Origin of the sequence: Geomonas diazotrophica (assembly GCF_019063885.1) — a bacterium.
GTDB classification, from domain to species: Bacteria; Desulfobacterota; Desulfuromonadia; order Geobacterales; family Geobacteraceae; genus Geomonas; species Geomonas diazotrophica.
The window spans coordinates 4,761,768-4,774,458 of sequence record NZ_CP077684.1 but is presented as its reverse complement, the minus strand read 5'-3'; the positions used below and the strand labels follow the sequence as shown (position 1 = coordinate 4,774,458).

General features: G+C 64.9%; 4 protein-coding genes and 1 tRNA gene. All 5 read left to right on the top strand.

The genetic code is table 11. The features are described 5' to 3' along the window. Positions 1-124 precede the first annotated feature (124 nt). The 5 genes from KP003_RS20990 (at position 125) to KP003_RS20970 (ending at position 12,673) form a co-directional block, all read left to right on the top strand. On the top strand, positions 125-1,606 hold the full coding sequence (locus KP003_RS20990) for a hypothetical protein (RefSeq protein WP_216496956.1): 1,482 nt from the start codon (positions 125-127) through the stop codon (positions 1,604-1,606). Between the two features lie 62 nt (positions 1,607-1,668). Beyond that, complete coding sequence (locus KP003_RS20985) at positions 1,669-2,928, top strand: hypothetical protein (protein ID WP_216496957.1); 1,260 nt, start codon at positions 1,669-1,671, stop codon at positions 2,926-2,928. Positions 2,929-2,947: 19 nt separating this feature from the next. Further along, positions 2,948-9,769, top strand: a complete 6,822-nt coding sequence (locus KP003_RS20980; protein ID WP_239027677.1) for an OmpA family protein — start codon at positions 2,948-2,950, stop codon at positions 9,767-9,769. A 62-nt stretch (positions 9,770-9,831) separates the two neighbouring features. After that, a complete protein-coding gene (locus KP003_RS20975) occupies positions 9,832-12,453 on the top strand; it encodes a DUF7933 domain-containing protein (RefSeq protein WP_216496959.1) in 2,622 nt (873 codons plus the stop codon). Between the two features lie 143 nt (positions 12,454-12,596). Continuing rightward, positions 12,597-12,673 (top strand) — tRNA-Pro (locus KP003_RS20970). Positions 12,674-12,691 lie beyond the last annotated feature (18 nt).

Below are 12,691 nucleotides of genomic sequence, written 5' to 3'. Positions count from 1 at the left end.
AAGCGTAACTAGCAGTATCAGCAGTATCAGCAGTATCAGCAGTATCAGCAGTATCAGCAGTATCAGCAGTATCAGCAGGTCTTTTAATTTTATTTGAAATGAAGCATCACAAAAAGGAGACCATATGAAACGCAATCTTTTTGCTGCCCTGGCACTCAGCGCCGTGGCAGCAGTCGGCGTTCCCGCCACCGCCATGGCAAGCACCACCGCCGGAACCACCATTCTCAACGTCGTAACCGTGGATTACAAGGACGCGACCAACACCAACTCCTTCAGCGCCGCGTTCTCCACCTCGGTCAGCGTCAACCTGGTCAAGGCCGGCCTGAACATCACCACCGCCCCCAGCACCGCCAACTACACCCCCGCGTTCAGCTGTGCGGCCCTCGACAGCTACGCCTCCGGCGGGACCTTCAGCGCCGTCTACGCCATGACCGCAACGGCCAACGGCCAGGACACCTACAAGCTCAACATCGAGCAGGCCTCGCACAATGCCAGCACCAGCAGCGCGACCTACACCATCCTGAAAGCGGACGGCAACGTCCAGGCTGCCGCCACCTCGGCCGCCAGCGACCTCGTGCTGAACAGCGCCATCGTGGTCGGCACCTCCGGCACGGACACCCTGCTCTTCCCGGGCGGCTCGCTCAAGAGCGCGGCCGACGGGGGCTTCGCCGCCGGCGACATCGTGGTCGTCGATTACGGTGCCACCAAGACCGCGTACCTGGTCAAGAACGTGACCCTCGGCCACGCCGCAGGTTACACCGTGAACGGCGCCATCGCCAGCACCGCCACCGGCAAAAAGACCGACGAGGAGCGCGACCAGGTCCAGGTCGAAGCCTTTGTCAACGTGAACGGCATCGGTAACGGCGGCACCGCCCCGGCCTTCAACACCACAGCTCCCGCAGTCGGCACCGTGGTTGGCGAGATGGCCATCGTTAAAATCGACGTCACTGCAGTTTCCAGCGCCAAGGACCTCGACGCCAGCGTCGACTACAAGCTCACCGTCACCGACAGCTCCGCCAACAACACCCAGTACGTCGGCAGCGCCACCAACAGCCCGGCCAACACCTGCCCCGCCGGCAACTTCCTGGCCACGAAGCTGGAGATCCTGAAGCAGGTGAGGAACTTCACCGACAACGGCAGCTTCGGCGCCACCGCCACCAGTGACCCGGGCAAGGTGCTCGAGTACCTCGTCACCGTGACCAACAACGGCGGTCAGGCCAACTCTGCCGCGGTCATCGACAACATCCCCACCTACACCAAACTGGTCACCTTCCAGGATACCTACGGCGGAACGGTATCCACCGACGGTACCGGCTACTTCGCGCAGATCTTCGACGGCGTGAACACGGTGAACCTCACCGTTGATGCCAGCGGCGAAGTCGCCGCCCAGCCCTTATCCCCCGCTCCGAGCGTCGGCTTCGGCAAGGCTGCCGCCGTCACTGCGGGTGCAGCACTCAACTTCTACCTCGGTCAAGGCTCCAGCGCCTCGGCAGGGGGCACCGTGCCTTCGTGCAGCGACAGCACCAAGAACACCCAGGCCCTCTGCATTGCCCCCTTTACCTGGAACCGCACCTACACCATCAAGTACCGCGTGAAGGTGGACTAGCCCGGCCCGCCCCTCCGGCACCGGTGACGGTGCCGGAGGGCTCGCCCAGGAGGTAGAACAACATGAGAGCTGCAATGAAATTGCTGCTGGCGCTCGCGCTGGCCGCTCCGGCGGTGCTGTGCGCGCAGGCTTCCTTTGCCAGCACGGCCGCCAACACCGCCATCGTGAACAGGGCGGTTCTTTCCTACAACGGCGGTCTGACCGCCGAGAGCTCGGTGACCGTCAAGGTCGACCTGGTGCCCGCACTGCCCAACGTCACCATCACCACCGGCGTGGCCGCCTACCAGGGTCCCGACACCCCGGGCATTTCCAACACCGTCACCGTGACCTCGTCCGCCAACGGCCCGGCCACCTACACGGTGACCCCTTCGGTGACCGGTTCGAGCAACACCACCGGCGCCAGTGTAACCGGCGGCACCAGCGTGATCCTCGGTGCCACCATCACCGCGGGCAGCGGCAGCACCACCTCGATCGTGGTCCCGGCGCCGATCGGCGGCGCCATCAGCGCCGATTCCGAGGTGAACGGCATCGCCGTGAACGACATCATCGTCTTCACCGTGAACAGCCACACCTACACCCCGAAGGTCACCTCGACCCAGTACAACGCAAGCGGCAACACCTTCACCATCAACTGGGCCAACACCGAGGCGATTCCCGCTGCCGACATCCTCGGGGCCGGCGTCCAGGTGGGTGAGCGCCAGCAGGTGAACCTCACCGCCAAACCGGGAACCATCAGCACCCTCGGCCTGGACATCACCACGACCGTCAAGGCCGAGGTGACCGCGCCCAGCTTCCCGACCAACTCCGCAACCACCGCTCCGGCCAACAGGTGGACCTCCACGCCGCCGACCATCACGTTCCAGAAGTACTCCCGCAACGTGACCGCGCCGGTGGCAGGGACCGGCACCGCGCACTACAACACCTCCGTCGAGGGTAATACCGGGGCGGGTTCGCTTCCCTACTACACCGGAGGGGTCACCGGCAAGCCCGGGGACACCATCGAGTACGTGATCGAAGCCTCCAACAGCGGCGCCAGCACCTTCGACCTCACCTCGTGCGCCGTCTCGGACTACGTGCCGACCACCTACGTCACCGATCCGCAGGCCGCCTACACCGGCTCCAGGCAGATCTTCTACATAGACACCAACGGCGTCACCTCGACCATCACGGCCGGGGCGGCCGGCGTCTACCAGGCGAGCTACGTGGCGGGGAACTCCCCGAACCTCGTGGTGAACGTCGGTGTCAACGCCAACGCCACCACCCCCGGGACCATCCCGATCGGCAAAGGCGTGACCATCGCCTACCAGGTGAAGATCAAGTAGGGAGACACACGGCAGCGTGATGATGAACCCGATCGACAACATCCTAAGCAGCCTCTCCGGCCTCCGGGCCGGGGAGCTTGCCGGCGCCCGCGGCGACCGGCGGGGCCGCGGCACGTCTGTGCCGCGGGCTGCCGCGGAGTTGCGTCCGGAGCGCTGCCGGTTTACCGCCCTGTTCGTCCCGCTCCTTCTCGGCCTCACCCTTCTCCTTTCCGGGCACGAGGGGCGGGCAGCCGTCAACGGCGACCAGATCGTGAACCGGGCCAGCTTCAGTTGCGGGCAACTCCCCACCGTCACCAGCCAGGTCACGGTCACCGTGATGGTGCGTACGGCGTCGACGGCACAGTTCCTCAAGTACGCACCCGGAACGACCGGCGCAAGCAGCATGACCGTTCCAGCCACCTCTTACTACGACAGCACCGGTGGTCTGGCCACCCTCCCGGCGCCTGTTACCGTCGGCAACCAGGGCACCATCGACCTCTCCGCACCGGTCACACTGACCACCTCCAGCACGTTCCACGCCGGCGAACCCCTCTTCGTGAGGGTAACTGACCCGGACCAGAACCTGGACAGCACGGTTGCGGAGACGGTAGAGGTCACCATCACCGACCCAACCACCGGCGACACCGAACTTCTCCAGCTAACCGAAACCGGGCCGGATACCGGCACCTTCCTGGGGTACATCCAGACCACTTCAGAGAACAGCGCCGCCAGAAACGGCGTGCTCAGCGTGACCGAATCCTCTGACATCGAGGCGAAGTACGTCGACAAGGTCGACGGCAGCGACAGTTCCGCAGCGGCCGCCATCGTCGACCCCTTCGGTATCGTCTTCGATTCCGTCACCGGGAAGCCGGTCGACGGTGTCACGGTGGAATTGATCGACGCAACGACCGGTCTCGGCGCCACCGTTTTGGGCGACAACGGCCTCGCCGGCAACATCTACCCGAGCACGGTGGTCTCCGGATCAATAGCCCACGACAGTGAGGGAAGAACCTATGCTTTCACCCCGGGTGGGTACCGTTTCCCCTTCGTCGCCCCGGGCAAGTACCTGCTGAAGGTGACGCCGCCGCAGACCTATACCGCTCCGTCAACCGTCGCCACGGCGAGGCTACAAACCCTCCCCCACGCCCCCTTCAACATCCTGGAGCCGGGCTCGCGCGGCGAGGCGTTCACCGTCGAGGCCGGGCCGGCCATCCGGGTAGACATCCCGATCGACCCGAAGATAGGCACCCTGTGGCTTAGAAAGAGTGCCGGGAAGAGCGTCGTGTCCGCTGGAGAGTACCTGAGCTACGAGGTGACGCTGCAGAACTCCGACACGGTGGGGACGGTCTTCAACACCGTCGTTACCGACAGGCTCCCGGCCGGTTTCCGCTATCAGAAAGGCTCCGCGCGGCTGAACGGGTCGGTGACAGCCGATCCGGCCATATCCAGCGATGGCAGCACCCTCACCTTCAACGCCGGTGACATCGGGCCCGGGGCCTCGAAGCTGCTCCGTTACGTGGTCCTGGTTGGGGTGGGCGCAAAACCCGGCACCGCGGTAAACGTCGCCTCGGCCAGCAGCAACCCGCCCGTCAGCGCGACGCCCGCAACCGCATCGGTCACAGTGCAGGAGGCGTTCCTGCAGAGCCGTAACATCATCATGGGACGCGTCTTCGTGGGTGCCTGCAGCGAGAACCCCGAAGACAACAAGAAGGGGATGGAGGGGGTCGGTATCTACCTCGAGGATGGCACCTTCGTGGTCAGCGACAAGCGTGGCATGTTCCACTTCGAGGGGGTAGCCTCGGGGACGCACGTGGTCCAGCTCGACATCGATTCCATCCCGGAAGGGTATCGGGTGCAGCAATGCGAACAGAACAGCCGGTTCGCCGGGCGTGCCTATTCGCAGTTCGCCGAACTCCAGGGCGGAACCATGTGGCGCACCGACTTCTACCTGGCCCGCCTGGGAGAGAAGGCGGCATCTGCGGGACCCGCTGTATCCACCGGCACAACCGCAGCCACCTCGGCGCCGATGCCCGCGGCGCCCGCGACCTCCAGCTCGACCAGCTCGACCAGCTCGACCAGCTCGACCGGCTCGACCGGCTCGACCGGCTCGACCAGCTCGACCAGCTCTACCAGCTCTGCAGGCTCGGCAAGCCCAGTCGCGCCGTCCATGTCGTCCATGTCGTCCATGTCGTCCATGTCGTCCATGTCGTCCATGTCGTCCATGTCGTCCATGTCGTCCATGCCGTCCCCCACGGCTGTACCGGCTGTAGCGCCGGCGGCAGACCCGAGGTACCAGGGCGAAGTGAGCCTGGAGATGATCAGCAGCCAAAACGGCGAGGTGATCGAGTACCGCATTCCGATGCAGGCCGCCGGGGTTCCCCTGGAAAACCTGCGTCTCACGGTGGATCTACCTACCGGCGCCAGCTACCGCAAGGGGAGCAGCACCCTGGAAGGGGCTTCCTATGCCGACCCTGTCGTGAACGGCAACCGGCTCAGTTACGTCTTGGGAGCCGCCGACGCCGCTTGGGGCAGGGAACTCCGCTTCAAGGCCGGCATAGACCGCGCGGGTCAGAGTGGGAGCCTGCAAACCAAGGCGAGCCTCAGCTTCGACACTCCCGGGGCCAAGGGTGTCGCGGCGCCCGAGGTGGACAACATCCTCTCGCTGCTGAAGGAGGAAAGCCGCGTGTCGCTGTCGCCCGTGGTTCTGCACCCGCACTTCCCGACCTTCGGAGCCGAGCTCAGCGACGATGATCGCAAGCAGCTCGCAACCCTGGCTGAGCTTCTGGGGCATTTCAATATCGACCGCATCGAGGTGACCGGGCACACCGACATGGTGCGTATCGCCCCGCGCAGCCGCAGCATCTACGCCGACAACACCGCCCTCTCCTTCGCCCGGGCCAAGAACGTGGGGCGCTACCTGACGGCGGCCCTGCATCTTCCCCCCGAGACACTCTACCTGAATGGCCGCGGCGAGAAGGAACCGGTGGCCAGCAACAGGACCGAGTCCGGGCGTGCCCAGAACCGCCGTGTCGAGGTGAAGGTTTCGCTGTCGCAGAGCGTACAGACTACGCGGGTTGTCATGGTGAAAGAGAGAAGCGGAGTGAAGAAACAGCAGGTGGCCGGGGGCCTGGGCAGCCCGGTGTCCGTTGCGCCCTCCGCAACTGCACCCGCGGCCGCACCCGCACAGGCACCCGCACAGGCACGCCCGGCGGCTCTCTCGGCTGCAGCCGGTCCAGCGGCTCCGACAGCGCCGGCCACCGCACCTGGCCAGCAGGCGGAGCGCGTCGAGCTCTATGCCGCGCTTGAGGAGGGGGTCGTGCACCACCGCATCAAGCTGGCGGGAGTGGACAAGGCCCTGCAGAACGTCGCGGTCAACCTGACGCTTCCCAAGAGCCTCCTTTACATGAACGGCACCTCCCGTCTTTGCGGCAGCGAAACCCCGGACCCGCAGGTAACCGACACGGCGTTGGTCTACCGCTTCGACAAGTTGCCGCAGAATGGAAAGCTCGACCTGCGCCTGCAAGCGCTGCTGGACCCGGACGTGAAGGAAGAGAATTCGAACAGCAGCGTGACCGTCCAGATCTGCGATGCCAAGGGGAGGCCTCTCAAGACGCTGAACGCCTCTACTGAGCTCACGGACAGCATGGAGGAGATCACCCGTCCCGACCTCATCCCGCTGCCGGGCTCGGTCCAGGTCCAGGCCAAGACAGAGAAGGACCCGGTCGACAGCAGCGATTTCGAGGAAAAGGTCAGCAAAGGCAAGGCCCAGGCCGCCGATCCGAACGCCGACCTGCACGTCAAAGAGAAGGAGGGGATACTCTCCCCTGCCGACGGCACCGTACTCGCCTCGCAGATCAATGCGGTCCAGATCGTGCTCAACTCGGCGCTCACGCCGGTACTCACCCTGGACGGGCAAACGATCCCGCCCGAGAAAATCGGCTTCAAGATGAAGGACCTCGAGAGCGAAAAGAGCCTGTACACCTACATCGGCATCGACTTCGGCAGCAAGGGCGACCACGTCCTGCAGTTGAAGGGAATGGACGGCTTCGGGGTCGCGCGCTTCGAGCAGAACGCCAAACTGGCCCGCACCGGCGAGATCGCCGCGATCCGGCTGGTTTCCGCCGAGGGCAACGTCGCCGACGGCAGGACCCCGGTGCGCGTGCGCATTGAGCTGCTGGACCAGGACGGCAAACCGGTCCCGGCCAACGCCGAGCTGGCGCTCAAGGGGGGCGAACTGCGCCCCTACCTGGAGCCGGGAACGCTTGCGGCCAGTGCGGGGAGCGGACTGATCCCGGTCGACGCACAGGGATGGATGAAATTCCAGCCGGTGACCGCGAGCGGCCTGTACCGGGCACAGCTCGCCTACAACAGGGCGACCCTGGACCTGGAAACTTACGTGAAGCCCAAGATGCGCAACTGGATCCTGGTCGGCCTCGCCGAGGGGACGGTGGGGTACAACACGGCGACCGGTCACATGCAGAACCTGAAGGACGCGGGGGGGGAGGAGCACCTCTACGACGACGAGCGGCTTGCCTTCTACGCCAAGGGGAGCGTCAAGGGAGAGTGGCTGCTCACCATGTCCTACGACAGCGCCAAGAAGAACACCGGGGTTTCGGGCAACTCGCTGTTCCAGAACATCGACCCCAACGCCTTTTACACGCTTTACGGCGACGCCACGGCCCAGGCCTACGACGCCTCCAGCCGCAGGAAGGTGTTCCTGAAGGTGGAGCGCGACCAGTTCAACGCCATGCTGGGGGACTTCGACACCGGCCTGTCGGTCACCGAGCTCTCCCGCTACAGCCGCAGGCTCAACGGCGTCAAGACCGAATACCGCTCCAAGGATTTCGAGGTGACCGCTTTTGGCAGCGAGACCGGACAGTCCTTCGTCAAAGACGAGCTGCGCGGCGACGGGACCTCCGGCCTGTACCGCCTGAGCCGGAAGGGGGTGGTGGCGAACTCCGAGCAGGTCACCATCGAGTCGCGCGACCGCTTCCACAGCGAGCTGGTGGTCGAAAGCAAGACGCTCACCCGCTTCATCGACTACAGCATCGACTACGAGGCGGGCACCATCTTCTTCAAGAGCCCCGTCTTCAGCAAGGACGATCAGCTGAACCCGGTCTACATCGTGGTCGACTACGAGGTCACCGACGCCGGCGGCGACGCGCTCACCTACGGCGGCCGTGCCGGGGTGAAGCTCATGGATGGGAACCTTAGGATCGGCGGCAGCTACATCCATGAAGGGCATGTGAGCGGCGACAGCAACCTCTATGGCGCCGACGCCACCGTGACCCTCGGTCCCAGCACCAAGGCGCGTGCGGAGATCGCCACCACCCAGCGCAACATGCCGACGGACAAGGCGTCCGGAAACGCGTACTTAGCCGAGGTCACCCACCTGGACCAGAAACTGGAAGGGAAGGCGTATTTCCGGGAGCAGCAGGAGGACTTCGGCCTGGGACAGCAGAAGGGGAGCGAGGCGGGGACCCGCAAGTTCGGAGCTGAAGGGACCTACCGCCTGGGCAACGAGCTGACCCTTGGCTCCCAGCTTTACCGCCAGTACAACCTGACCGGCGGTACCGTCAGGGACTTCGCCGAAGGCCAGATCGGCTACACCGACAAGGAATTCACCGGCAAGGCCGGACTGCGCTACGCCAACGACACGCTCGCCGACGGCAGCGATGCCACCTCGGTGCTGGGCACGGTCGGGGCGAGCTGGAAAACGCTGAACAAGCGCCTGACCCTCCGGGCCGATCACGAACAGGCGCTCTTCAGCAAGAACCAAAACGCCGACTACCCGACACGGACCGTGCTGGGAGCCGATTTCCAGGTCATCCCGTCGCTGCTCCTCTTCGCCCAACAGGAGTTCACCCACGCCGACGACGCGGACACCAACACCACCAGGGTCGGCATGAAGGCCACCCCCTGGAGCGGCGGCACCTTCTCGAGCTCGGTGGCCAACGACCGGAAGGAGAACGACGAGCGGACCTTCGCCAACGTGGGTCTCGCCCAGAAATGGCAGGTCAACAGCTTCTGGTCCGTCGACGGCGGCTTCGACCGCAGCCAGACCATCAGGAGAAGCGCCGGCTACCAGTTCGATGCCAAGGTCCCCAGCGCCTCCGGCGGCGAGGATTACAATGCGATATCCCTGGGAGCTACCTACCAGGAGAAGAAACTTCTGTGGTCGAACCGGGTCGAGTACCGCAACGGCGAAACCGAAGACAAGTGGGGTGTGATCACCGGCCTTACCAACGAGCAGGGGCTGTTCTGGGGCTGGACCGGGAAACTGCAGGTCTTGCACACCCGCTCGACTGACGGAGCCCGCACCGCCGATGCGGACCTCAGGCTGGGGCTCGCCTACCGGCCGCCGGTGACCCGCTGGATCCTCCTGGACCGGCTCGACCTGCTCCTCAAGGACGAGAAAAGCCCCGGCACATCCACCCAGGGGAGAAGGATCGTCAACAACCTGAACGCCAACTTCCGTCCGGACAAGCGGAACCAGCTCTCGCTACAGTACGGGGTCAAGTACGTGCTGGAGCAGCTGGACGACCAGGATTTCAGCGGAGTGACCGATCTTGTCGGTGCCGAAGGACGGCATGATCTCAGCGACACGTGGGACATCGGGCTGCGCGGCTCGGCCCTGCACAGCTGGCAGGCGGGCCAGGTGAACTACAGCCTGGGGGCCTCGATCGGCTGCAACGTCATGCAGAACGCCTGGTTGAGCCTGGGCTACAACCTGCTCGGCTTCCGCGACCGCGACTTCTCGGCCGCCAACTACACCGCCCAGGGCCCGTTCGTACAGTTTCGCTTCAAGTTCGACCAGAATTCCGTGAAGGAAGGTCTGGCCGCGCTGAACCGGGGTGATTAGCAGCATAAAGAGACAGTGGACCGAAGGCCGTAGGAATTGCAGCAACGGCCTCAGGAGACGTGATGCATAAAGTCGACAACCCAAAGACAGTCACAAAGGGTAACGGAAGGCGCCGGCACTGGCACTTTCCGGGTATCGTAGCGGGAGCGCTCCTTGCGCTTCTGGGGACTTCCTCTGCCTCCCTTGCGCTCACCACCAGCGCCTGGAAAGACCAGACCTGCGTCGGCTACCGCACCGGCGGCCTCAACTGCACGGCCGGGGAGTTCACCATAGCGCCGGTGTTCACGGCCCAGGCCGATACCCCCCCCTTCTGCATCGCGGGGGGCGCCTTCAGCTTCAAGGTAGAACTCGGGCTCTCAGGCACCAATACGGACCGCTACGACGTCGGCTTCTTCGTCGGACAGCAGGGGAACGACCCGCGCGACACGACCCCCGGCAACATCTGCTCCGTCGCGGCCTTCCCGACCAGCCCTAGCCCGTGGCTCAACCTGGACGGAGACGGCTGCGGCGACTTCAAAGGCGGGGCGAACTTCACCACCACCGTCGACGAGATCAAGGTCCTCTGCACCGGCGACAACTCCGGCGCCCTCAAAATTCCCTACGTCGTCACCTACTGGCAGAACCCCGGCAACGCCTGCACCGGCCCCGGCGACGTCAGTAACGGCTCCCCCTCCAAGTGCAACGCCGGCGTCGCCACCGTCGCCGGGAACGTCAGCGTCTTCACCGGTGCCTTCGTCGACGTCACCAAGCAGACCCTCCCGGACGGGAGCACCCAGCCCTTCAGCTTCACCGCGACCGGGCCGGCGGGGTCGAAGGTGGTCGTCCTGACCGGCGCCACCCTTACCGCGACCTCGGCCTCCGGCGGCACCTACTCGCCGTCGACCATCGCGGCGGCCGGCAACAGCGTCAGCTTCACCTTAAAGGACAACGAGACCGCCCGCGTCTTCATCAACGCGCTCGCCACGGACCAGACACTTACCATCACCGAGGGCGCGGCGGGAGGCGACTGGGACAACACCGCTGCCATCGCCTGCGCCCCGGTAACCGGCTCCCCCACGTTCACGACCACCCCGGCCGCCCGCAGCCTGAGCGCCGCGCTGAACACGACCAACTCGGCCGGGGCCTGCACCATCACCAACACGAAGCGCCCCCGGGTGACCCTGGTGAAGAACGTGGCCGCCAGGATTAACGCCGGCGATCAATTCACCGTCAGCGCGAGCGGTGGCGGCACCCTGACCGGAACCACCACGGTCAGCACCTCGGGAACGCAAACTTCCGCCAGCACCGTCTTCAACAGTTCACCCGGGATCGCTCTTACTCTCAACGACACGAAAGCGGCAGGGAGCACTGCCGCCACCAGATACGCGGGCAGCCTCACCTGCAGCAACGCCTACACCGGCAGCGGCGCCACCCCGGCGGCTGCCCTCCCGAACCAGCTCTTCACCTCCAGCTACTCGTTGACGCCGGTAGCCGGAGACGAACTGACCTGCACCTTCACCAACACCCCGCGCCCGGCCCTCTCCAAGAGCTACACAAGCGGCAGCATCGCGCTGGGCGGAAGCAGTACCCTGAACTTCAACATCGTGAACGAGCCGACCACCAAGCCTGCGCAGAGAAACCTCGCCTTCACCGACACCTTCCCCGCCGGGCTCACCGTCACCGGCGTGGCCCCCCTCACCGGCACCGGTTGCAGCGGCACCCCCTCCTTCACCACGTCGGCGGTGTCGTTGTCTGCCGGGGCTATGACAGCGGGCACCGCCAACTGCAATTTCAGCGCGACGGTGCGCGGCGATGCCGCCGCCTCGTACCTGAACAACGCCTCCAGGTTCAGCGGCGAGGGGGGGGGGCTCGATACCAGCAGCGCAAGCGCTACCCTCAACGTCTTCACGCCCCCAACGGTTGCGAAATCCTTCGGAGCCGCCACCGTAGCCATGGGAGCACCGGTGAGCCTGTCGCTCATCCTCACCAACCCCGCCGCCAACGCGGCGCCATTGACCGGAGTGAGCGTAACCGACACCTTCCCCGCGGGAATGGTGCTGCGCAACACCGGTTTCAGCTTTACTCCGGCCGGTTGCGGCAGCGTGACCAACAGCTCGGGAGCGGCATCCGCTGCCGGGGACAACGGCGTGCGCTTCTCCTCTTCCTCCATCGCTCCCGGCGCAAGCTGCCAGGTCACCCTGAACGTGGCCAGTTCCGGCTACGGCACCCTGACCAACACCACAACCGCTCCGCTGGCCGCCGGTCCGGTCAGCCTTGCCGGCAGCAGCGCCAGCGCCGACCTCAACGTCGCGGCCATGCCCCTCATCTCCATCCTCAAATCGGCCAACCGTTCCAGCGCCGACCCGGGGCAGGACGTGCTTTACACCATCGAAGTTGCCAACACCGGCGGAGGCGCCGGAAGCAACGTCGTCCTCACCGACGACCTGAGTCCCTACGTCTCCTTCTACCTGGGCGGCGGCACACCCTTCACCTTCACGGACGGCGCGCCCGCTTCCGGCGTCTCCTTGGGGGTTCCCCAATACTCCAGTGACAAGGGGGCCACCTGGGGCTATGCGCCCGCGCCCGGTGCCGGCGGAGCGCCCGCAGGTTACGACGGCAACATCACCACCTGGCGCATCCCCATGTCCGGCACTATCAGGGCCGGCGGGAATTTCAGGCTCGATTACAAGGTGAGGGTGAAATAGTTTTTTTGTGATTTCAACCGATTGACGGGGGAGGAGACAACGGAAAACGGATTTTTTGAAGAAGAAAGATTCTTATTGCTTGACAATCGGCGATAAATGCTGATATATCTCTCCTCCTGATTGACCCGTCAGAGTTTCAGAACCGGAATGTAGCGCAGCCTGGTAGCGCACCTGCTTCGGGAGCAGGGGGTCGGAGGTTCGAATCCTCTCATTCCGACCATTAATTGAAAAAGGCCCT